The sequence below is a fragment of the Mucilaginibacter sp. GW821-FHT07G05 genome (assembly GCF_059418565.1).
Window position 1 is genome coordinate 455,611 of the sequence record NZ_JBWKQC010000005.1, and the last position, 23,270, is coordinate 478,880.

At 43.4% G+C, this 23,270-nt stretch carries 21 protein-coding genes; 6 read left to right on the forward strand and 15 right to left on the reverse strand.

The annotated features are described in order from the left end of the window. Window positions 1-251: 251 nt before the first annotated feature. From AC07NA_RS15595 to mnmE, 3 genes are all read right to left on the reverse strand, one after another. A complete protein-coding gene (locus tag AC07NA_RS15595) occupies window positions 252-1,394 on the reverse strand; it encodes a site-specific integrase (RefSeq protein WP_494898519.1) in 1,143 nt (380 codons plus the stop codon). Then, window positions 1,394-1,963, reverse strand: coding sequence for a helix-turn-helix transcriptional regulator (locus AC07NA_RS15600; protein ID WP_494898520.1), 570 nt, complete (start codon window positions 1,961-1,963; stop codon window positions 1,394-1,396). The genes AC07NA_RS15595 and AC07NA_RS15600 overlap by 1 nt, the downstream gene beginning before the upstream one ends. 361 nt (window positions 1,964-2,324) lie before the next feature. Then, a complete protein-coding gene (gene mnmE, locus AC07NA_RS15605; RefSeq protein ID WP_494898521.1) occupies window positions 2,325-3,707 on the reverse strand; it encodes a tRNA uridine-5-carboxymethylaminomethyl(34) synthesis GTPase MnmE in 1,383 nt (460 codons plus the stop codon). 100 nt (window positions 3,708-3,807) lie between these two features. Between mnmE and AC07NA_RS15610 the strand changes: the two genes are divergently transcribed. Both AC07NA_RS15610 and AC07NA_RS15615 read left to right on the forward strand, forming a co-directional pair. Next, window positions 3,808-4,866: a nucleoid-associated protein gene (locus tag AC07NA_RS15610; RefSeq protein WP_494898523.1), complete on the forward strand. Its 1,059-nt coding sequence runs from the start codon at window positions 3,808-3,810 to the stop codon at window positions 4,864-4,866. A 104-nt stretch (window positions 4,867-4,970) separates the two neighbouring features. After that, window positions 4,971-5,276, forward strand: a complete 306-nt coding sequence (locus AC07NA_RS15615; protein ID WP_494898524.1) for a DUF1761 domain-containing protein — start codon at window positions 4,971-4,973, stop codon at window positions 5,274-5,276. Between the two features lie 7 nt (window positions 5,277-5,283). On the opposite strand, the gene AC07NA_RS15620 is transcribed toward AC07NA_RS15615, so the two are convergent. The 10 genes from AC07NA_RS15620 to AC07NA_RS15665 all read right to left on the reverse strand — a co-directional run bounded on the left by AC07NA_RS15620 (window position 5,284) and on the right by AC07NA_RS15665 (window position 15,948). After that, window positions 5,284-6,051: a 3-keto-disaccharide hydrolase gene (locus AC07NA_RS15620; protein ID WP_494898525.1), complete on the reverse strand. Its 768-nt coding sequence runs from the start codon at window positions 6,049-6,051 to the stop codon at window positions 5,284-5,286. An 11-nt stretch (window positions 6,052-6,062) separates the two neighbouring features. Further along, window positions 6,063-6,935, reverse strand: a complete 873-nt coding sequence (locus tag AC07NA_RS15625; protein ID WP_494898526.1) for a sugar phosphate isomerase/epimerase family protein — start codon at window positions 6,933-6,935, stop codon at window positions 6,063-6,065. A 53-nt stretch (window positions 6,936-6,988) separates the two neighbouring features. After that, window positions 6,989-8,239, reverse strand: a complete 1,251-nt coding sequence (locus tag AC07NA_RS15630) for a nucleoside permease (RefSeq protein ID WP_494898527.1) — start codon at window positions 8,237-8,239, stop codon at window positions 6,989-6,991. Window positions 8,240-8,280: 41 nt separating this feature from the next. Beyond that, window positions 8,281-8,781, reverse strand: coding sequence for a c-type cytochrome (locus AC07NA_RS15635; RefSeq protein ID WP_494898528.1), 501 nt, complete (start codon window positions 8,779-8,781; stop codon window positions 8,281-8,283). An 82-nt stretch (window positions 8,782-8,863) separates the two neighbouring features. Beyond that, a complete protein-coding gene (locus AC07NA_RS15640; protein WP_345213986.1) occupies window positions 8,864-9,919 on the reverse strand; it encodes a sugar phosphate isomerase/epimerase family protein in 1,056 nt (351 codons plus the stop codon). Between the two features lie 17 nt (window positions 9,920-9,936). Then, window positions 9,937-11,088, reverse strand: coding sequence for a Gfo/Idh/MocA family protein (locus AC07NA_RS15645; protein WP_494898529.1), 1,152 nt, complete (start codon window positions 11,086-11,088; stop codon window positions 9,937-9,939). A gap of 55 nt (window positions 11,089-11,143) precedes the next feature. Next, window positions 11,144-12,592, reverse strand: a complete 1,449-nt coding sequence (locus AC07NA_RS15650) for a Gfo/Idh/MocA family oxidoreductase (protein ID WP_494898531.1) — start codon at window positions 12,590-12,592, stop codon at window positions 11,144-11,146. Window positions 12,593-12,625: 33 nt separating this feature from the next. After that, complete coding sequence (locus AC07NA_RS15655) at window positions 12,626-14,344, reverse strand: GMC oxidoreductase (protein ID WP_494898532.1); 1,719 nt, start codon at window positions 14,342-14,344, stop codon at window positions 12,626-12,628. Between the two features lie 2 nt (window positions 14,345-14,346). Beyond that, window positions 14,347-14,892, reverse strand: coding sequence for a gluconate 2-dehydrogenase subunit 3 family protein (locus AC07NA_RS15660; protein ID WP_494898533.1), 546 nt, complete (start codon window positions 14,890-14,892; stop codon window positions 14,347-14,349). A gap of 141 nt (window positions 14,893-15,033) precedes the next feature. Further along, on the reverse strand, window positions 15,034-15,948 hold the full coding sequence (locus tag AC07NA_RS15665; protein ID WP_494898534.1) for a sugar phosphate isomerase/epimerase family protein: 915 nt from the start codon (window positions 15,946-15,948) through the stop codon (window positions 15,034-15,036). 286 nt (window positions 15,949-16,234) lie between these two features. Between AC07NA_RS15665 and AC07NA_RS15670 the strand changes: the two genes are divergently transcribed. Continuing rightward, window positions 16,235-16,921, forward strand: coding sequence for a hypothetical protein (locus AC07NA_RS15670; RefSeq protein WP_494898535.1), 687 nt, complete (start codon window positions 16,235-16,237; stop codon window positions 16,919-16,921). Between the two features lie 73 nt (window positions 16,922-16,994). On the opposite strand, the gene AC07NA_RS15675 is transcribed toward AC07NA_RS15670, so the two are convergent. Both AC07NA_RS15675 and AC07NA_RS15680 read right to left on the reverse strand, forming a co-directional pair. Then, complete coding sequence (locus tag AC07NA_RS15675) at window positions 16,995-17,492, reverse strand: FKBP-type peptidyl-prolyl cis-trans isomerase (protein WP_345213979.1); 498 nt, start codon at window positions 17,490-17,492, stop codon at window positions 16,995-16,997. Window positions 17,493-17,517: 25 nt separating this feature from the next. Then, window positions 17,518-19,530, reverse strand: coding sequence for a thioredoxin domain-containing protein (locus AC07NA_RS15680; RefSeq protein WP_494898536.1), 2,013 nt, complete (start codon window positions 19,528-19,530; stop codon window positions 17,518-17,520). 395 nt (window positions 19,531-19,925) lie between these two features. Between AC07NA_RS15680 and AC07NA_RS15685 the strand changes: the two genes are divergently transcribed. The 3 genes from AC07NA_RS15685 (at window position 19,926) to AC07NA_RS15695 (ending at window position 23,261) form a co-directional block, all read left to right on the forward strand. Next, window positions 19,926-22,229: an ATP-dependent helicase gene (locus tag AC07NA_RS15685; protein ID WP_345213977.1), complete on the forward strand. Its 2,304-nt coding sequence runs from the start codon at window positions 19,926-19,928 to the stop codon at window positions 22,227-22,229. Window positions 22,230-22,411: 182 nt separating this feature from the next. Further along, the gene (locus AC07NA_RS15690) at window positions 22,412-22,765 is read left to right on the forward strand and encodes a helix-turn-helix domain-containing protein (RefSeq protein WP_345213976.1); all 354 of its coding nucleotides are present in this window, start codon (window positions 22,412-22,414) and stop codon (window positions 22,763-22,765) included. A 211-nt stretch (window positions 22,766-22,976) separates the two neighbouring features. Then, window positions 22,977-23,261: a hypothetical protein gene (locus AC07NA_RS15695; protein WP_345213975.1), complete on the forward strand. Its 285-nt coding sequence runs from the start codon at window positions 22,977-22,979 to the stop codon at window positions 23,259-23,261. The last annotated feature ends 9 nt before the right edge of the window (window positions 23,262-23,270 follow it).

Genomic DNA, 23,270 nt, shown 5'->3' on the forward strand with positions numbered 1-23,270 from the left:
ACATCGCAGTGATGATTAAGTGTTACTAAATAATGGGTACGTCATTTGCTTCTTATCCACCTGCCCACATCGCCAAAAGCCTTAAGGACGCTAATGGAACAGGAAGACGAAAATTTCAATGCCTGCCTTTATCAAAAAGAGAATAAGTTTTATCATCCCAAAGTTTATATCCTGCGTAACCAAAAACCATTCAGTAAAAATTTAAACGGGGTAATATGAAAAAGGCCGGAATAACCGGCCTTTTGTAGATATTATGCCGAATTAGTCACATTAAGCTTGTCTATATTAACTTTGATTCTTTTAACTGTTTGATTTTTTTTACTGTCCACCACCTTGGCATAAACCTGCGTTGTTTTAATATGCTTATGCCCTAGCATTTTAGAAACAGTATACAGATCTGTTCCAAACTCGAGTTGTAATGTTGCATAAGTATGCCTGAAACAATGGAACGTAATATTCTTTTTGATGCCAGCTTTTGCTAGCCACCTTATTAAGAAAACTCTGATTGAGGAATAAGTCAATTTTTTGAAAACTGACTCGTTAAGCTTTCCTTTGTTTCCCATTATTTTAACAGCATCGTCAGCAATAGGCATGTATTCAGCAACCAACGTTTTTTGTTGGCGATATTGTAAATAGTATTTACCAGGCTGACCTCTTAGCTCAGACCATTTTAAAGCTTTAACATCTGAAAACCTAAGACCTGTTAAAGCAGAAAATATTGCTGCGCGTTTAATTACATCAGGTTCCATTGGCGTCCATATTAGTGTTTGGAGTTCCGTCAATTCCAAACGTTCGCAATGTGTTTCGTTTGCTTTTATAGGCTTGACTAACGAATAGAAATCTTCCGCCAGCAATCCCTTGCTAAACGCTTCTTTTAAAGCGGATCTAAATTTCGCAAAATAACTAACGGCCGTATTTCTCGAAATTGGCTTTTCTCTAAAGCTGATTCCAGGACTATTCAAAAGATAGGATCTAAAACCCTCACATATTGAGTCATTCAAATCACAAGTTTTCAGATTATTGCTGGTTATAAAATCTTCAAAATACCGAAAAGCCATGGCCATGTTATCAGAATCGGTTTTCTGGCGCTTCGCAGTATATTTTTTAAAGTAATTGATAAAATTACCTCCCCTATTAGATTCAGATAAAAATCCAAACCTGTTACTATGAACGTCAAGATGTCGTTTGAGTCTAACCCATTCAGCTAACTTGATTGTTTCTTTATTATGCTTACGCTCAATATTACTTTTAGGTTCATCATAAATAAACAGCTTCAAATATTCATATCGCTGAAGCTTATTTTTTATTGAATTGAATAAAGGTGGTGAATAGTCCAGATAAAGTGACTGGCGATTTTTTGATAGCGATTTCCTTCTTATAGTTACATTTGCCATCAGATTTGATTAAGTAAAATTGACTCAATATGTTTCTTGGCAACATAGGTGAATCGGCCTACCTGAAACTTATCAATGTTGTTTCTTTTGATCAAATTATATATTGCTGCGTCTGAGATTTTAAACCTCTCGTGTATCTCGCCCATATTATAACAGTCATTGATCGCGGGCATTTTGGATACCTTCTTTTTGGGAAGAGGTGCCATAAGCGTCCTTGATTGAAATAACTGCTCAATGTCTCCTCTTAGAATGATTGTCCGGCGAATAGAAAGATTGTAGGCGATAAGCTTACCCGTATTTATTAAATGATAAATAAAACTACGCGATACCCCAAGCAATACTGCAGCTTTTTGAGTATCTAAAAACTCTACATTTTTAAGGGGTTGCATTGCTTGAGCGGACAAAATAATAGGCTGTAGATTTTCCGTTTCAATCTTTTCATTTCTTTGTTTTGCAGCGTTAAACCGTTTATTACACAGCTTGCCGCAAAATCGGGTGACAGTGGTTTTGGCATTGAATGTTTGTTTACAATGCACACATTTTCTTTGGATCGTGAAATTTGAACTCATGTATTTTAAATTTCCACAATTTAATTATCCACATTAACACCGGCCCCAAAAAATCATGGCAAACATATCCGTCGTTGTATCTCCCTAAAATTGTAGTGTTTTGTAATATTTAGTGTCATTTAGTGCTATTTAGTTATCGATAGTTACAACGATTTACATGACACTGAAAAATGAGGAACAAAAGGCACTTTGGGAACCAAAAAAGCAACGAAATTACTTTCTAATAGTAACAAAAAGCAGAAAAATACCGATTGGTTTTATTTGTAACTGACTGATAGAATGGCATTTAAGAAATGAAAATAAAGATTTTTACTTTCTGTTTTTATTTTATAATTAATTGATAATCAATTAGTTATGTCGACTACTTGCCGATACAGAACTTACTGAATATATTCTCCAGCAGATCATCTGTGGTAACAGCACCTGTGATCTCGCCGAGGTAATGGAGGGCTTGTTTGATGTCCATTGCCAAGAAATCGGAGGTGATGTAGGTGTCTATGCCGTTGAGTACGCGTACCAGGGCTTCTTCTGTTTTTTGGAGGGCTTCGAGGTGGCGGATGTTGGTTACGAGGGTTTCGTCGCCGGTGAGTTGTTGTTTTACGGCGGCGTGGTATATCTTTTGTTTGAGCTCGTCTATGTGTTGTTTTTCTTTGGCCGATATCAATATGGCATCCGTTGATATTGCAGCAAGCTGGTCCTGGCTTAGCAGATCTATCTTATTGGCGACTACCAACATGGTTACACCGGGGCGTTGCAGACTTTCTACATCGCTATTTAATTCTTCTGTAGTAATCTGCAATGCATCAAAAACATAAACCAACAATGCCGACTGATCTATCTTTTCCATAGTGCGCTGCACCCCTATTTGCTCAATGGCATCGGTAGCTTCGCGGATACCGGCGGTATCAACCATCCGGAAATTAATGCCGTTAATGTTCAGTACCTCTTCAATGGTGTCGCGGGTGGTGCCGGGAATGTGGCTCACAATGGCCCTTTCCTCGTTTAACAGCGCGTTCAACAGGGTCGACTTGCCTGCGTTTGGCCTGCCGGCTATTACGGTGTTTACGCCTTGTTTTATCACGTTACCCAACTCGAAAGAACGGATCAGGCTGCCGATCACTATCGTGGTATCATGCACCAATTGTTTCAGTTGGTCGCGGTTAGCAAATTCAACATCTTCTTCCGAAAAATCGAGCTCCAGCTCAACCAGCGATGCAAATTGCACCAGTTGCGCGCGCAGACCTTGTAACTGATTGCTAAATCCGCCCCTTAATTGCTGCAAGGCAACCTGTTGTGATGCCTTCGAGTTAGAAGCGATCAGGTCGGCTACTGCTTCGGCTTGCGATAGATCTAATTGTCCATTCAGAAACGCACGCAGCGTAAATTCACCAGGCTTAGCTGAGCGGGCTCCGCTTTTTATCAGCAGCTTGATAATACTCTCCAAAATATAGTTCGACCCATGGCAGGAAATCTCCACCACGTTTTCGCGCGTGTACGAACGCGGACCAACGAACAGCGATACCAACACTTCATCCAAAATCATATCGCCATCAATAATATGGCCCAAGTGTATGGTGTGCGAGGTCTGTTTGCTCAAATCCTTCCCTTTAAAAACACGGTTGGCAATATTGATGGCGTCATAACCCGAAAGGCGAATGACACCAATGGCTCCTACCCCGTTTGGCGTAGCCAGTGCAACAATGGTTTCTTCGGGATGTATGGGTTGGCTCAAGTCTGATCTCATTTTTTATGCATGCCCTGCGAGGGGCTTTTTATAAGGCGCAAATTTCGTTAATTAATTGGCAACATTCATGTCAAAAAAAATAGCGTAATTGGTACCCGATATGATAACTTTTTTTGAAGCTTCGCTTGATAGTATTTCGGTGCACCATGTGGGCAACCAATCGCAAAACGAAATGTACTCATTGTCAGAATATCCGCTCGAATTAAAGGATGAACTGATACCGCGTTTACTGATGCAGTATTTTTTAACCCCGTTTGAAAAAAGCAACGAGGTTTACCACCTGATGCACAATAGCGGCGATGCCAATCTGAACGAAATTTATCATTTTGCTACGCAGGCCTTTGAAGATAAAAGCAAGTTTCATGATTCATCGGAGAAGATTGCCAAGCAATTGTACAGCATCTCCAATCACCCCAAAATTAAATCAGGCGAATTGTATGTGGCTTATTTTAGTCAGGTACAAATTGAGGGCGAACTGCTGGATGCGATAGGCATATTCAAGTCGGAAACCAAAGAAACTTACCTTAAAGTATTTCCGGATAAAGGCGGTTTCAGTATGGATTACGAGGAGAACGCCATCAACATTAATAAGCTGGATAAAGGCTGCCTCATTTTTAATGTAGAAAAGGAAAATGGCTATAAAGTGGCCGTGGTTGATAAAACCAATGGTAACCAGGACACCGCCATTTACTGGAAGGATGACTTTTTGCAATTGAAGATCCGTAACGATAACTTCAACCAAACCAATAATACGCTGAGCATTTACAAAAACTTCGTCACCCAAAAACTTGATGATGAGTTTGAGTTGAGCAAGGCCGATAAGATAGACCTGCTGAACCGATCAATGAAGTATTTTAAGGAGAAAGAAACCTTTGATATGGATGAGTTTGCAGGCGAGGTGATTGGTAACCCCGAAGCTATAGAATCGTTCAAAAACTACAAACAGCAGTATGTTGAAGAGTTTGAGATGCCTATTCACGATAGCTTTGAGATATCAACCAACGCGGTAAAAAAGCAGGCTAAAGATTATAAAACTGTATTGAAGCTTGATAAGAACTTCCACATTTATATTCACGGCGATAAAGAACTGATACAGCGCGGCGTTGATGAGGATAAAGGCATGAACTTCTACAAAGTTTATTTTAAAGAAGAGCATTAATATACGGTTGTCCATACAAATAAACAACTGTTAATCAAGTCATTCATTTTTAACATGAGATAAATAATTCTGTTTATATTTATATAACCTTAATTATTTATCTCATGGACATTTCAACTATTAACTGGCTCGCCGTAGTGGTGGCCGGTATCTCTGCATTCGCGTTGGGTGCTGTTTGGTATGCACCATCAGTATTCGGCAAAGCCTGGCTGGCCGATAACAAGCTGACCAACGAAGAAGCTGCTGCCGGGTCAAAGGGCAAAATTTTCGGTTTTACTTTCTTCTTTTCTCTGCTGATGTCGGTCAATTTAGCGATGTTTTTGGCAGACGCCAAGACAGACCTCACCTGGGGCGCTACAGCGGCCCCAAAAAGCAAATGCCTTTCGAATGACCCAATGACTAAGGCCTAATGACCAACTACAGTTCCCTGATCCAGATGTTACGGAAGCTGTCCGGCTCGCTTGGGTCACCGTGCGATTGCAGGTAGATTGGCGCTGCACCATGTTTTACATAATGTGGCTTGCCAATGTATTGCGTTGGGCCCAACAGCTCGGTGTTATTTTGTACAAGCACACCGTTAAAAAATACGGTTACATGCGCCGTTGTTTTTACCGAACCATCCTCATTAAAGGTTGGCGCTGTCCAAATCACATCATAAGTTTGCCATTCGCCCGGTTGTTTAATCGGGTTAGCCAATGGAGCAAACTGTTTGTAAATACTACCGGCTTGTCCGTTTACATACGTTTTGTTTTGGTACGAATCCAGTACCTGTAACTCGTAACCGGCATCACCTTTACCTATTGAGGCCAAGAACACGCCACTATTACCACGGGCCTGGCCGCTGCCGGTAATGTTTTTTGGCACCTGCCACTCAATATGCAGCTGGTAGTTATTGAATTTGCGTTTGGTTACAATGCCACCTTCTTTTTTGTTTACGGTTACAATGCCTTTGCCAACAGTCCATTTAGCGGGTTTGCTGTTATCATCGGCTGATGACCACTCGTCGAGGTTTTTGCCATCAAATAAAATGATCGCGTCTGAAGGCGCGTCTGAAGGCGTTTTTCCCGGCGTAACCACCTTTACTTCAGGCGACCACACTTCGGTATCTTCCGGTTTGGCATCCTGCGCGAAAGCCGCGAAGCTGCTGCTTGCCAGCAATATTGTTAATGTTAATTTATAATTCACTTCTTTAAAATTTAAACTGATAATGTTTTTACGTATTTGCAGCTCTCGGTAATGCTCACATAAGCATCAATATTGGTAAAGTTCTCCTGCTCCACAATAAAGTGTTTTACACCGGCTTTACCTGCTTTAGCTAACATGGCTTTGTAATCGATAGAACCTTTACCAACTTCGGTATTCAGTTCAACATTACTTTTATCGGCATCCTTAACATGGCAAAGCTCAAACCTGCCCGGGTTTTTAGCCAGTATATCGGCAATATCGTGTCCGGCACGTACCACCCAGTACATATCCAGTTCCAGCTTTACTACTGCAGGGTCTGTTTCTTTTAATATCACATCGTAAAAAGTGGTTCCCTCAACCGGTTTCCACTCAAAATTATGGTTGTGGTACGCGAATTTCAGGTTAGCTTTTTTCAGATATTCCGCAGCAGCGGTAAACTTTTTAGCTATAGCCTTGCATTTATCAGCAGTGTCAATCAAATCGCCGCTCATCCATGGTAAAATCACATAAGTTTGGCCGATAGTGTGTGCGGCTTCAATAAAGCTGTCCAACTCTTCGGTGCTGCCGGTACGGAAGTATGATTCGTAACCATAGTGACCGCTTGGCGATACCAGTCCGTTAGCTTTCAGCAACTCGCCGTAAGCTTTGGCATCCAGTCCCCAAAAACCATCTTTTTTAGAGTAGCCATAAGTTTCAACCTCTTTATAACCGGCTTGCGCTACTTTAGCGGTAACGCCTTTAACATCCTTTGGCAAATAATCGCGCAGACTGTAAAGTTGCAAACCAACTTTGTTTATACCCTTTGCCGAAAGCATTTTGGGGGCTATTAACATAGCCGCACCGGCTAAACCGGCCTGGGCTAAAAATGTCCTTCTGTTTGTCATATTCAATTTAATGTATTTGATATAATTCTGTTGCTTTAGTTTAAACCGGGTTATTATAAAATAACTTCGGCATCCTGCGCGTCAACGCCCGGTTGTGTTTCGGTGTGGTTTTTATCTTTAAATAATAACAGGAACAACACTAACACTACACCCGCTATACCAGCCGGAATTAACCATATTGATTGCCAGTTGTGTACATCGCCGGTGGTATAAGCATCGTATACTTTACCTGATATTAAAGAACCTATCAGCATACCTACACCGTAAGTTGCTAAAGTGATAAAGCCTTGTGCCGAACTTTTGAAACGTTCGCCTGCAAGGTTATCAGTATAAATTTGACCTGTAACGAAGAAGAAATCATAGCAGATACCATGTAAAACGATACCGATCAACAGCATCCAGTAGTTGGCTTCGCCATTACCGTAAGCAAATAACACATACCTTAAAGCCCATGCGAACATACCGATACCCAACATTTTTTTAACACCTAAGCGTACAAAAAAGAATGGTATACAAAGCATGAACAAGGTTTCAGATACCTGCCCTAACGATTGTGTAATGGTACTGCCTTTAACGCCTGCATCTTGCAAAAACACGTTAGCGAAACCGTAATAAAATGCCAATGGTATACAAATAGCTACTGACGATATAAAGAATAACAGGTATGATTTATTTTTCAGTAAGCTGATGGCATCCAAGCCTAACACCTCACCTATGGTAACCTTTTGGCCTTTTTTAACCGGCGGAGTTGCAGGTAATGCAAAGCTCAATAAACCCAAAATGATTGAGGCTGTACCCGACATTTTGAAAGTATTTACAAGTGCTTCTTCGCCACCTAATTTATCCCAGCTTAACCAGCTTACTAAAAAGCCTGCAAAGATCCATCCTACGGTACCTAATACCCTGATTGGCGGAAACTCTTTGCTCGGGTTTTTCATTTGCCTGAAAGCCACTGAATTTACCAGTGCCAAAGTTGGCATATACAAGATCATGTAAAGTAAAATATTCGGGTAAAACGACGCGAAATCGGCCGACATAGACGCGCGCCATAATAAGGCGCCGCCTATAAGGTGAAGTACCCCTAATATTTTTTGTGCCGAAAAAAACTTATCAGCTATCAGACCTATAATAAACGGTGCTACTATCGCTCCAATTGATTGTGTTAAATATGCTGTACCTACCTCCGTACCTGACGATTTGAAGTTTTTAATAAGGAAAGTACCTAAGTTTACGAACCAGCCACCCCAAATAAAAAATTCGAGGAACATCATGGTCGATAGTTTGAAACGGGTTAAAAAGGTCATTCTGATTTGGGTTTATTTAATCGGTTTAAATTGTATATAATTTACTTAATTGACAAGATGTATTTTACCATTTCCTTAGCATCGGCTGTTGATACGTTGGGGTGCGGCGACATTGGTATTTCGCCCCAGTTACCTTTACCGCCATCAATTACTTTTTTGGCCAGCATATCAATATTTTCGGCCGTTGGTTTGTATTTTTTTGCCACATCGGCATAAGCCGGACCAACAATTTTAACATCTAACTTATGGCAGGTAAGGCAATCGCTTTTACTCACCAAATCGGCACCTTTGGCTGATCCTACAGATTTCTCCGCCTTTTCAGGCTTCTCTTTCTTTTCGGGCGTTTCCGGTTTTTCGGCCGCTTCGGATTTCTCTTCGGGTTTGGCAAGTACCGTGTCAGTATCGGTTGCAGGGGTATCCGCATCGTCAACTTCGGTATGGTCTACCGCTGTAGTATCATTGCTGTTGCTACCGGTTTCAGTACTGCCGCCGCAGGCCGCTAATAGAAAACAAAGTGAAAGAATTACAAATGTCTTTTTCATAAGGTAAATTTTAATTGACTATTCTGTTTATAACAAAGGGCTGCAAACGCGCCCTTTGCTACAGCAGGCAATAATCAAACCATTATGATAATCCTAAAAGTTTGTTATTAAAATTATCATCGCCTCCGGCTGATGCAAAATCATCAAAGGCGTGGTCAGTTACACGTATAATGTGGTTCTTTATAAATTCGGCTCCTTCACGTGCGCCGTCTTCAGGGTGCTTTAAGGCACACTCCCACTCCAGCACTGCCCATCCCGGGAAATCATAAGCGGTAAGTTTACTGAAGATGGCCTTAAAATCAACCTGTCCATCACCCAACGAACGGAAACGGCCCGCACGGTCAACCCAGTTCTGGTAACCTCCATACACACCCTGACGGCCTGTAGGGTTAAACTCGGCATCCTTAACGTGGAACATTTTTATACGTTCGTGGTAAATATCGATGTATTCCAGGTAATCAAGGCATTGCAGCACAAAGTGCGATGGATCGTACAATAAGCAGGCACGTTTGTGATTGTTCACTTTTTCGAGGAACATTTCATACGTAATACCATCATGCAGGTCTTCACCCGGATGAATCTCGTAGCAAAGATCGATACCGTTTTCGTCAAATACGTTCAGGATAGGCTCCCAGCGTTTGGCCAGTTCGGTAAAGGCGGCATCAACCAAACCGGCAGGCCTTTGCGGCCATGGGTATACGGTTTGCCAAATCAAGGCACCGCTAAAGGTAACATGCGCATCCAAACCTAAGTTTTGCGAAGCCTTGGCAGCGTATTTCAGCTGCTGTACCGCCCACTCCTGGCGTGCTTTAGGATTGTTCTTGTAAGCATCGGGCGCAAAAGCGTCAAACAACTGATCGTAAGCCGGGTTAACGGCTACCAGTTGCCCTTGCAGGTGTGTTGAAAGCTCGGTTATTTCTAACCCTGCTTCGTTTACTATGCCTTTAATTTCGTCGGCATAAGTTTTACTTTCTGCCGCTTTTTGTATGTCGATATAATGCGGATCATTGGTAGGCAATTGCACGCCTTTATAACCCAGGCCTTTCGCCCACTCGCAAATAGATTTTAAGTTATCAAACGGCGGTTTGGCACCTACAAACTGTGCTAAAAAAATTGCCGGTCCTTTAATGGTTTTCATAATTGGTATTTATTTGATTAGATAACAAAATCGGTCCATTTTTTATCAGATTTGCCCGAAGCGATCACATTCTCAACGAATGCCATGCCCCTTACGCCATCATCAATACCCGGAAAATCAAGCATCTCCGGCTCCGGTGTTTTACCCTCGATGCCTGCCTTAATGGTAAGCGCGAAGTTTTTATACAGGTTGGCAAACGCTTCCAGATACCCCTCCGGGTGACCGGCAGGCGCACGCATGTTGGTAGTTACGTATTTGCTGGTGTAAGCACCGCCTGTACGCCATATCTCGGTAGGTTTATCCAACCATTTTATCAATAGTGTATTGGCGTCATCCTGCTGCCACTCTAAACCGCCTTTTTCGCCGTATACACGGATCTTAACGTTATTCTCGTCACCTGCTGCAATTTGGGTAGCAGTAAGTACGCCACTTGCGCCGTTGTTATATTTCAATATTACAGCGCCATCATCGTCAAGCTTGCGGCCTTCTACCACAATGTTAATATCGGCATTTACTTTGGTTACCTGTAAACCGGTAACGTATTCGCTCAGGTTAAAGGCATGTGTGCCAATATCGCCAATGGCACCCGCTATACCGCTTTTACCCGGATCGGTGCGCCATGAGGCTTGCTTGTTATCTTCCCCTTCTAAAAAGGTGCTTAACCAGCCCTGCGGATACTCTACATATACCTTGCGGATAGCGCCCAACTTGCCCGATTTAATTACCTGGCGGGCTTCTTTCACCATTGGATAACCGGTGTAGGTATGCGTTAGGCAAAACAGTTTATCGCTGGCCTTTACTACTTTTTCAAGCTCTTTAGCTTCTGCCAGGGAAAAGGTCATCGGTTTATCCAGTATTACGTGGAAACCATTTTCCAATGCCAGTTTGGTTGGCGCGAAGTGTACGTGGTTTGGCGTAACAATACTGATCACCTGTACACGCTCATCTTCGGGCAATTGCTTTTCCTTTTCAATCAGTTCTTCGTACGAGCTGTAAACACGCTCGGGTTTAAGGCCAAGCAGTAAACCGCTGGCCTGTGATTTTTCGGGGTTGCTGCTGAAAGCGCCGGCAACCAGTTCATATTGATCATCTATACGAGCGGCAATGCGGTGTATGGCACCTATAAAAGCACCCTGGCCGCCGCCGATCATTCCTAACTTTAATTTCATCTTCAGTTTTAACAATTATTAAACATGTTCAATTCAATAGAGGTTTGCTGCTCAATTAAGCGCCAAACTTCCAACCTTCCCTGTACTCTCTTTTCACAAACTGGTTAACCGCGTCAAAATTGGTTACTTTAAGGTTTTGGTTATCCCAAACCAGTTTCAGGTCGCGGCCCGGGAAGCTGCCTTCGCCTTTAGCGTTTTTAACCTCAACATTATGCCCGCGGATAGAAAGGTTAGCCATTAACAGCGCCTCGGTAAGCGGACCGGCCAGTTCAAACGGAGAGCTTAGCTCAATTTTACCGTAACCGGCAATACAAGCCTCCACCCAATGCGCGTAGTGACCATTGTCGCCACCCGGTACACGGGCCAGTGTTTTAGGCACGTTGGCTTCTTTAGTGCGCGATGTTGGTAATAATTGCGGGTTGATACCGTAAGTACCGGCCATCATTTTACCTTTAGTACCGATGAACAACATACCGTTGCCACCATCGCCAAAGGTTTCGTTAGGGCCTAATTCCGCTGGTCTTTCCGGTTGTATACCACCGTCCATCCAGTGTACGGTAACATCTTTTTGAGTTTTGTTGGTTTTAGGAAAGGTAAGCGTAGCGTGGGTTGATACCGGGCAGCTATCAGGGAAATAAGCACGTTGCCAGTTATCCACATAAGGGGTAGCCACGCTTGATTGTACCTCTTTAATATACTCCAGGTTAAGCACCCTGAAAGGCGCTTCCATCAGGTGACAGCCCATATCGCCCAGGGCGCCGGTACCGTAATCCCACCATCCGCGCCAGTTAAAAGGCACCAGTTTATCAATGTAATCTTTATAAGGCGCGGTACCTAACCACAGGTCCCAGTCCAGTTCTTTTGGTACAGCGGGCTTGCCTGTAGGCCATGCAATACCTTGCGGCCATACCGGGCGATCTGTCCAGCAGTAAACGGTATCAACATCGCCTATCAGGCCTGCATCATACCATTCGCGTAACTGCCTTACACCATCGCCTGATGCACCTTGGTTACCCATTTGGGTTACTACTTTATATTTTTTAGCGGCCGCGGTTAAAGCACGGGCCTCGTAAATATCATGTGTAAGCGGTTTTTGAATATAAACATGCTTGCCTAACTGCATTGCTGCCAGGCCGATGATGGCGTGGTTATGATCGGGCGTTGAAACCGATACGGCATCAATGTGCTTGGCTTCTTTATCCAACAGTTTGCGCCAGTCTTTATAATACTTGGCTTTAGGAAACTTTTTAACGGTACCTGCCGCGGCGCGGTCGTCCACATCGCACAGGAAAGCGATTTCGGCCTTGCCGCTTTTGTAAAAGTTTTCGATATCGCTGCTACCCTTACCACCGGCACCTACACCGGCAACAATTAGTTTATCGCTTGGCGCGGTAAAGCCCTTGCCACCTAATACGTGGCGCGGAACGATCATAAAGCTGGCAGCGGCAACAGCCCCTGTCTTTAAGAAATCCCTTCTTGAAGTTTCATCTGTTTTTTTAAACATGGTAAAGACGTTATATTTTTAAAGATTTACACATTATAAATTTCCTTTATTCATTTCGCTTACCGCATAATCAACCGAACGGGCGGTAAATGCCATATAGGTAAGCGAAGGGTTTTGGCACGAAGTGGATGTCATACACGCGCCATCGGTAACAAAAACATTTGGCGCGGCGTGTACCTGGTTCCACTTATTGAGTACCGATGTTTTAGGATCGAGCCCCATGCGGGCACCGCCCATTTCGTGGATATCGAGCCCCGGCGCTTTGCCTACTGTTTTATTTACGCTGATATTTTTAAATCCGGCGGTAGTAAACATCTCTGATATTTGCTCCACGTAATCGGTACGCATTTTTTCGTCGTTATCGTCGTAATCAACCGAGATACGCAGCTGCGGGATTCCCCAGGCATCTTTTTGTGTATCGTCCAGTTTTACGTAGTTGCTTTCCTTCGGGATGGTTTCGCCCATCATGTGTGAGCCTACGTACCACGGGCCAAGTTCTACCTTGCCCAAAGCCTCTTTAAAACCCGCGCCTATACCCTCGGCATGGCTGCCCGATGAACGGTAAGCACCAAAGCCCGAAGCATAGCCACGCAAAAAGTTGGTATCCTGCTTATATACATTCCTGAAACGCGGAATATAACCGCCGCCGGCCGGGTTACGACCTTCTGTGGTCATATCTTTAAAACCATCTACCTCGGCATTGATGCTGGCCGTGTACAGGTGGAACGCCACATATTTACCCAGCACGCCGCTATCGTTACCAAAGCCATTAGGGAAACGGCTTGATTTTGAATTGAGCAGTATGAGGTTGGTATTTATTGCCGACGCGTTTACAAAGATGACGCGGGCGTAGTATTCAATTTCTTCTTTAGTATTGGTATCTATTATGCGAACCCCGGTTGCTTTGCCTTTTTGATCATCATAAATAATGGACTGTACTACCGAAAATGGCCTTAAAGTAAGGTTACCCGATTTTTGCGCCCAAGGCAAGGTTGAAGCATTACTGCTAAAATAGCCACCAAACGGACAACCACGCTGGCATAATACCCTTTTTTGGCATTGTACCCTGCCCTGCTCCAAATGGATAGGCTCGGGTTTTGAAATATGGGCGCAACGCGCGCTGATCACGTGCCTGTTCTGATACTTTGATTTTACGTGCTTACTGAAATAGTTCTCTACCGTATTTAAGGGGAAGCCCGGCAAAAACTCGCCATCAGGTAGTTCGGGGATACCGTCTTTATTGCCTGATATACCTGCAAATTTCTCTACATAGCTATACCATGGCGCTATGTCTTTATAACGGATAGGCCAGTCTACAGCGAAACCGTCACGCGCGGGACCTTCAAAGTCGAAGTCGCTCCAACGCTGGGTTTGCCTTGCCCACAGCAGCGATTTACCGCCTACCTGGTAGCCGCGGATCCAGTCGAAAGGTTTTTCCTGTATATAAGGGTGTTCTTTATCCTTTACAAAAAAGTGCGCCGCGTCTTCATGAAAAGCATAGCAGCGACTTACTATCGGGTTTTCTTCGCGCACCGCTAACGGCATTTCGCCGCGGTGCTCAAACTCCCAAGGGTATTTATTGGTTGTGGGGTAATCAATTATATGCTTTACATCGCGGCCACGCTCAAGCACCAGGGTTTTAAGCCCCTTGCCGGTCAGCTCCTTTGCCGCCCATCCGCCACTTATGCCCGATCCTATAACGATGGCATCAAAAGTGCGTTCCTTAACGCTATCTATATTTAAATTAGCCATACTTATTTTGATGCTCCCTTCAATGGCGGTTTAACAGGTACGTTAACGAGGTAACGGCCCGGTATTAATTCGTAAACCACACGCTTGGTCATAAAATATTTTGATTGCGTGTAGCCCTGCACTGTTTTATCTTTTGCTATCCAAAAGAATTTCTTGAGCTCGGACGAGTAGTTGCCTTTATCTATGCCCAGCAATAATGTTTCGCGCTGTTTGGCAGGCCACAGGGCGAATGGCTTTGTACTCGTTTTAGCAATTAGCTGCGAAAGTTCGCCCAACCCTGTGATGAAAGCCTGCTGATCCTGCTTGCCATAGCAATCATCAAGCATGGTTAAAACAAACAAATGCAAACCGAGGTCTTTAGCACCCGGTGTGGTTGTTTTTGGTATAATGGTTTCAGCAACATTAGCCAACAGTTTCTCCTGCGCCGGGCTTATGGTAATATTTTTGAGTTGGATAAGCGTTTTACCACCTGCCAGCAGATCCGACGGAAACAGGGTTGCTCCGCCAATTATCAATGCCAAATTCTTTAAAGCTATGCGCCTATCCATTAAAATAATTCAGTACGTTGGTTAAAAAAATGATACCAATACAGTATCAACGGTTGATAATACTATTTTTTCGCCTTACAGGCCCTTCAAACATAATAACTTTATTTATAAAAATGTATATGCCATAAATAAGTTACGCTATTAAAAACCCCACTTTTTCATCACTTTCAGGTCGATGCCGGCGCTTTCGGTTTGGCCAAGTCCCTGGTATTCTTCCTGCTCTATAACGAAGTGCGTGGTACCGCCCGTTTTACGCGCCGCCTTTAATATAGCCTTCAGCGGCACTACACCTTTACCCAATACGCAGTTCTCGTATTTTACTTTAGGCTCTTTGGCCAGCACCAACTCGTCCTTAACGTGCATTAGCTCGAAACGGCCGGGATATTTATTGATATAATCAAGCGCCTGCGCGCCTACTGTAAACATGTTGCCGATATCCAGTTGCTGGGTAACCAGTTTAGGATCGGTATTTTGCAGCATAAAATCGTACAGGGTGATATCGCCTATCTTGGTGGTAAATTCAAAATCGTGGTTGTGGTAACCGAATTTCATGCCGCTCTTTTGGCATAGTTCGCCACTTTTATTAAACTGATCCATAAAAGGTTTCATGGATTCGGCCGTCATTTGCAAACCGCCGCCCAACGACGGACTGATCACAAACCGCTGACCTATTTCGGCGGCATCTTCTACAGTTTGTTTCCAGCTATCAGTAAAATCATTCTTGGTTTTATCCCAATGATCGATGGTCATGGTGGTATGGCCGCTTGGCATTTTCAGGCCAAGGTCATCCAACAATGTTTTAAACTCTTTAACCGGGTAGCCATAAAATTTACGGTTATTATAGTTGGCATGTTCTACATGGGTATAACCCAGCGCGGCCAGTTTTTTAAGGGTGCCGGCGGCATCCTTGTTCATATCATCGCGCACGGTATATAATTGCAGCACCAAACGCTGTATCTTATTATCGGCAGCAAATGTTATTGATGGCAAAACAGCCGCCCCGGCAGCTAAAACAGCCGTACTTTTTAAAAAATCTCTTCGGTTAAAATTGTTCATAATTGGCAGTGTCGCGGTATTAGCAACGGTCTAAGGTAAGTATTAGCATTAAAAATTCTAACGTATATGCCTCATAATTATTAACAAATGCTAAAAAACTATCATGTTTTATAAAAATTTATCAGCACGATGATTTACAGTTAAACCTTGCCGTCATTTCAAGGTCAAACAGTTTGCAATTAGTGGGCTGGTAGGTATATTTTTTGCCATATTAGCCAATTAATTTTAACCGGCACACACATCGGCACGTTTGCGATGTTAATACAACATATTGAGAACTACTCCTGTGAAAAAGATCTATTTAGCCTGCATCCTGTTATTATGTATAAGCACCAGCTTCGCCCAGCAAACTGTTGAGGTAAAAAATAAGTTGGGCGACAATGTTACCGAAAAATACAGTATCCTTAAAGATTCGACCAATGAAGTACGCGACGGACTGTACCAGTGCATTTATGGCAAAAACATAGCCTTCGCCAGCGGCCATTATACAAAAGGTAAGAAAACCGGGCTGTGGCACTTTTTTAATAAAAAGGGCCGTTTAATGCAAAACTACAATTACGATATACAAAAGGTACTTTACGAAGCACCAACCGATAGTGCCAAAAACGTAGTTTACGTTGTTGATAAAGAATTTACCGAAAAAGACACCGTAACAAAGCCGATAATAGTAGGCGGCAGCTATTATGGTTACCTGCCTTATGTTAGAAACTTTTATTTACCGCAAGATATTAAAGGCACCTATATGGGGCAGTTTAGCGTGGTGATAGAACTACTGGTAAGCCCGGGTGGACGTTTGGCCGATTATAAGGTACACGTTACCGCGCCGGGGTATGATAAGGTAGCCAAAATGAGCCTGAAAAATATAAGCGAAGGTGATAAAATATTCATCCCGGCCTATTACAATGGCGAAGCCATACCATCAACGGTGCTTTTAAAATGCCGCATTAATAACAGCGGTAAGCTCGTATTTTAAAAATCAGCTTATAAATAAAAAGAGGCGCTTTTGTAAAGCGCCTCTTTTGTTATGTATTAAAGTAAAGTAACTATTAATGGTGATGATGACCATCAGGACCATGCGCATGACCGTGTGATAATTCCTCCTCAGTGGCAGGGCGTACATTTAATATGCTGCCTTTAAAGTGCAGTTCCTGACCGGCCATCGGGTGGTTAAGATCAACAATAACCGCATCTTCAGCTACCGATACAACCTGACCCTGGAAACGGTTACCGTTGTTATCCTGTAAAGGGATAATAGTACCAATTTCAGGAATATCTGTACCGCTGAACATTTCTTTTGGCAAATTAGCTACTGCTTCTTCGTCATATTCGCCATAAGCATCCTCAGCCGATAAGCGGAAATCATACTCATCGCCGGTTGAAAGCGTGCTTAGGTTTTCCTCAAATTTTGGCAACATTTGCCCTGCACCATACAAGAAAGTTAATGGCTGCTCTTGCGTAGCGCTTTCTGTTAAAGCTTCAGTGCCGTCATTATCAACATACAGATCGTAGGTTAATGACACTACGTGTTTTGGTTCAATTTTCATTGCGATTATTTTATAATATAAAAAATTAGGCCTCAATTTGTTTTAACGCCTCTTCAGTATTACCGGCAGGCAAGGCACAGGTTTTGTCTTTACATACAAAAATTTGTGTTTTACCAATAAACTTGTCTTGCAGCAAAGGTAAACTTCCTGCGTTTCCTCCCAACATAATTTTGTTAGGAATATATGTTTTCTCCAGCTCTTTACGGCGCTCTTCGGCTTCGTTACCGGTAACGGCTATTTCATACACACCAAAAACTTCATCGGTAAGCAGCATTATCCAGTTAGAGTATGATGAACCGTATTTGGCCAGGTGCGGCATAATATTGCGCAATAACTGCGCCGATATTTCAAGGTACTGCTCATCATCAAACAGCAAGCCCAGTTTTTTAAGCACCCTTGCCATTACCGAGTTTGATGCCGGCGTAACGCCATCCATTATCTCGCTTTTACGGGCTATCAACTGCTCATCATCGGCAGCGGTGTAAAAGAATATACCTCCCTCTGCATCATAATAATTTGCTATCGCGATGTTGGCCAGTTTGCGGGCATGGGTAAGCCATTCTTCATTGAACGTTATTTCGTACAGGGCAATAAAGGCATCTATAATATTAGCGTAATCATCCAAAAATGCGATCCCATCGCCACCTGTAATATTTGCCCTGTATACCCTTGAAATACGGCTATCGGCATTTATCAGGTTATTGATGATGAAGTTGGCATTTGACAGCGCGTATTCATAATACTCCGGCTTACCAAAAGCACGATAGGCATCGCACATACCTTTCAGCATAAGCCCGTTCCATGAGGCCAGGATCTTATTATCCAGTCCCGGGCGGATACGGTGGCTGCGCACCTCGAATACTTTTTGGCGGGCGGCATCAATTTTAGCAGTCAGGTCTTCAACCGTTAGGCCCAGGTCAGCGGCCAATTCAGCATTGGTACGGTTACGGAAAAATACGTTGGTTTCTTCCTCTTCCCAGTTGCCATCTGCTGTTATATTATAGTATATGCAGAACAGGTCGGCATCGTCACCTAAAATAGCTTCAATTTCGGCTTTGGTAAAAGTATAGAATTTACCCTCCACCCCTTCGCTATCGGCATCAAGTGCCGAATAAAAACCACCGTCAGGCGAGGTAAGTTCGCGCATCACAAAGCTGATCATGCCATCGGCTATCGCCTTATATATTTCATTAGGCTGCCAGGTATAAGCTTCGGCATATAAACTCACCAGTTGGGCATTATCGTACAGCATCTTTTCGAAATGCGGCACATGCCAGCGGCCATCAACCGAATACCGGGCAAAGCCCCCTCCTACATGGTCATAAATCCCCCCAAATGCCATTTTGTTGAGGGTAAGCAGGGTGACTTGTTTTATATCATCATCGTGCATCAAATGCGCGTAACGCATCAGGCATTGCCAGTTATTCGGCATCGGGAATTTTGGCGACGAACCCATGCCGCCTTCCTCCTTATCAAAATATCGCTTCCAGTTGGTTATAATAGCCTGTAAATCGCTTTGGGTATATTCCTTTTCTTGCTTAGGCACAAAATCAACAGTTTCATACTGGGTGATACCGGCGGTCAATCGCACGGCGTAATCCTCGGCTTCGTCGGGTTTGGTTTTATAAAAATCGGCCAGGTTAAACAGCAGCGAAACCCAATCGTTCTTACGGAAGTATGTACCACCATAAATAGGCCGCTGATCGGGCAGGCAAATGCAATTGAGCGGCCAGCCACCGCGCTGCGTCATCAGCTGCACGGCGCTCATATAGATCTGGTCTACATCGGGACGTTCCTCTCGATCAACCTTTATACATACAAAATACTCGTTCATCACCGCGGCCACCTGCTCGTCTTCAAAGCTCTCGTGCTCCATTACATGGCACCAGTGGCATGCCGAATAACCTACACTCACCAATATCAGCTTGTTCTCGTCCTTAGCCTTTTGCAATGCTTCCGGCCCCCATGGGTACCAGTCGACCGGATTATTAACGTGCTGTAATAAATATGGAGATGTTGAATTAGCCAAATGATTCATGCAGTGCAGATTGTATTGATGTATAATTTAATAAAACACGAACAGGTGTTTTGTTTTTACAGCTGCAAATCTGCCGCTTATATTTTATTTTTCGATCATCAGTTTGTAGATTATAGTGATGAAGATGCAAGAGCTGAGGGGGACTCACCCGATCTACGCTTCGCTGGATCACCCTCTCTGCTGCGCAAAGAGGGCAAAATACATCATTCTGTAAATTCTTGAATTCAGTAAATTCTGATTCAGACAACTAATTCCGCAAATTCCTAAATTCAGTAAATTGTGGTTCAGACAACTAAATTCCATAAATTCCGGTTCAGACAAAATTTCTATAAATTCTGATTTAGCTTTCGCACCTAAAACCTTAATTTCGCCTGTTAGAAAAGAGGGAAAGAAATTTGGATTATTTAGAGGGCTTAAATAAAGAGCAACGTGCCGCGGTTGAGCAAATTCAGGGGCCGGTAATGATTATTGCCGGTGCCGGATCGGGCAAAACACGTGTAATTACTTACCGGGTTGCACACCTTATACGTAAGGGTGTCGATTCGTTTAACATACTGGTACTTACCTTTACCAACAAAGCCGCGCGCGAAATGCGCGAGCGTATTAATAAGGTAGTTGGCAACGAAGCCAAAAATATATGGATGGGTACCTTCCACTCGGTATTCGCTAAAATTTTACGGGTGGAGGCCGATAAAATTGGCTACCCCAACAACTTCACCATTTACGATACCGACGATAGCAAGAGCGTAATACGCGCCATATTAAAGGAGCTTAACCTTGATGATAAGCTGTACAACCAAAACTTTGTGCTTAACCGTATATCGGCCGCCAAAAACAATTTGGTATCGTGGCAGGCTTACCAGCAAAACGAGCAGATACAGGCCGAAGATTTCACCAGCGGCCGCGGCCAGATGGGTAAAATTTACGAAACCTACGCCAGCCGCTGTTTCCGCGCGGGCGCTATGGATTTCGACGATTTGCTGTTTAAAACTAACGAACTGCTAAGAGATCACCCCGAAGTACTTAATAAATACCAGCACAAGTTTAAGTACCTGATGGTGGATGAGTACCAGGATACCAACTTTTCGCAATACCTTATTGTGAAGAAACTGGCAGCCGTAAACGAAAACCTTTGCGTAGTGGGCGACGACGCGCAGAGTATCTATGCCTTCCGTGGTGCCAACATCCAAAACATTCTGAACTTTGAAAAGGATTACCCTGATCTGAAGATATTTAAGCTGGAGCAAAACTACCGCTCAACCCAAAACATTGTAAGCGTTGCCAACAGCATCATTTCGAACAATAAAGAACAGCTTAAAAAGAACGTTTTCTCAGAGAAAGAAACCGGCGATAAAATCAAAGTGATCCGCGCTTTCAGCGATAACGAGGAGGGCAAGATCATCTCGGAAGAGATTATGCAGCAGCGTACCACTAACGGGCTTAAATGGAATGATTTCGCGATACTTTACCGTACCAACGCGCAATCGCGCTCTATGGAAGAGGGCTTGCGTAAGCTGAATATACCTTATAAAATATACGGTGGTCTTTCGTTTTATCAGCGTAAGGAGATCAAAGATCTGGTGGCCTACTTCAGACTTACCTTTAATCCTAACGATGAGGAAGCGCTGAAACGTGTGATCAACTACCCGCGCAGGGGCATTGGAGATACCACTATCGACCGTATTATATTAAGCGCAGGCCAAAACAACATTACCCCTTTCGAGGTGATCATGAACCCGGCGAAGTTTTTAGACGGGCGCAGCTCGGCATCAGTGGGCATATTCGCCACCATGATACAAAGCTTCCAGGTGGTTACCAAAACCATGACGGCTTATGATGCCGCCCTGCATATAGCGCAGCACTCAGGCTTATTGAAAGACTTGTACGAGGATAAATCTGTTGAAGGATTAAACCGCTACGAAAACATACAGGAGTTGCTGAACGGCGTAAAAGAGTTTTCGGAACGTGAAGATATTGAAGAGAAAGGCCTCGACGTATTTATGCAGGACATTGCCCTGCTCACCAACGACGATAAGGATAAAAATAAAGATGCGGATACCGTTTCTTTAATGACCATCCACTCATCAAAAGGATTGGAGTTCCCGCGTGTGCATGTGGTAGGTTTGGAAGAAAACCTGTTTCCGTCGCAAATGTCGCTTAACTCGCGCAGCGACCTGGAAGAAGAGCGTCGTTTGTTTTATGTGGCCGTTACCCGTGCCGAACATAAACTTACCATTAGCTACGCCACCTCACGCTTCAAGTTTGGCACGCTGATCAATTGCGAGCCAAGCCGCTTTTTAGATGAAATTGACGCGCGTTACCTTGAACTCGATTTTACAGCTAAACCGGCCCCATCGGCAGGCAGCGGCTCGTTTTTTGATGATGAGCGAAACGCCTGGACCCGCAAAAGCAATACCAGCAGCAGCGGCGATTCTTTTTCTAAACCTAAAGCAGCTACAGCGCCGCCGGTTAAAACAACATCGGTATTGGCCAAGGCGCACGTACCGTCGCCTAATTTTAAGCCGTCGGATACGTCAAACCTGCAAGTTGGGATGGAAGTGGAGCACGAACGCTTTGGTTTTGGCAAAGTAATAAGCCTTGAAGGCAACAAACCTGACATTAAGGCGACCATATTTTTTAAAGAGATAGGCCAGAAGCAGTTACTGTTGAAATTTGCAAAACTATTTATCATCAGTTAATTACTTTTCCCCATTTACCCTATTCGGGGATTAATTTCCCCGAATAAAATTCCCCGCTTAAGTTTAGATTAACATTTAATGTTCATTTAAGCAATTTTTAAATGTGGCATATAGTTTGGGTAGTTTATATGATAAGACTACCCTTTCCCTAATTAAACTATTGAGTAAACATTTAGAAGGACATGAGCGAGAAAAAAAAGACAAATAAATCTATTGGCAAAAATATAAGGATATTGCGCCATCAACGTGGCTGGAGCCAGGAAGACGTAGCAAACCGTTTAGGTATTTCTATACCGGCCTTTTCTAAAATAGAAACCGGCGTTACCGACATTAACCTGTCGCGCCTTGAACAAATAGCCAATATATTTGAAGTGGCTGTAGTGTACCTGCTGGCTTATGATATTGAAGAGGCCGAGCCGGAACCTTCAAACCTGAGCGTAGCACAAAAGAAATTATTAGAGCGCGAAACCGAAATTGCTACCCTGCAACGTAAGGTGATATTATTATACGAAGAGTTGCGCAACAAAAACGCGTAATTTATTCTGCTAATGTGTTCAGAAATTGACACACGTCTGTTTTTGACAACAATCTTGTTTTTACTTAAATTAAATATTGATTAACAATGTTTAGATATAAGAAAAAACGAGATTTTTTTTTCTCATAATTTCTCGTTTATTCATCAAATGCCATATTTGAGGGGTTTTGGAGTAGATATTGTATGTTGAAAACGCATCAACATACAGAAAAATGTCAAATTACTTAATTTCAATATCGAACGACGAGGCGGCCAAAGATGGAATGATCCACGACCCGCAAAGCAAGCTGAAGGTTAAGGCATTTGACCTGCTGAAATCGCGTTTTAAGCCAAGCGAGGGCGAAAAGAGATTTTTTGTTACTACAGACAAAGAGGTACTGGCGTTTGAAACCAAAGGCTACCATAAACACCGCGAATTACTGATACTGCAAATGATATCGTGGTATTGCAGCTACCTGGGCCTATTTGAGGCGCAGATACACCCTACCTGGCCATAAGGGCCGGGT